Origin of the sequence: Pseudoduganella aquatica (assembly GCF_009857595.1) — a bacterium.
Lineage (GTDB): Bacteria > Pseudomonadota > Gammaproteobacteria > Burkholderiales > Burkholderiaceae_D > Rugamonas > Rugamonas aquatica_A.
This window is the reverse complement of the sequence record NZ_WWCU01000159.1, coordinates 1-255: the sequence shown is the minus strand read 5'-3', so window position 1 is coordinate 255 and position 255 is coordinate 1. Positions and strand designations below refer to the sequence as shown.

Below are 255 nucleotides of genomic sequence, written 5' to 3'. Positions count from 1 at the left end.
GTGTGGCTGGTCGTCCTCTCAGACCAGCTACTGATCGATGCCTTGGTAGGCCTTTACCCTACCAACTAGCTAATCAGATATCGGCCGCTCCAGGAGCACAAGGCCTTGCGGTCCCCTGCTTTCATCCTTAGATCGTATGCGGTATTAGCGTAACTTTCGCTACGTTATCCCCCACTCTTGGGTACGTTCCGATATATTACTCACCCGTTCGCCACTCGTCAGCGGAGCAAGCTCCCTGTTACCGTTCGACTTGCA

General features: G+C 53.7%; 1 rRNA gene. It reads right to left on the bottom strand.

The window, feature by feature from the left end:
• Positions 1-255: ribosomal RNA gene (locus GTP77_RS31500) — 16S ribosomal RNA — on the bottom strand; the annotation flags it as partial.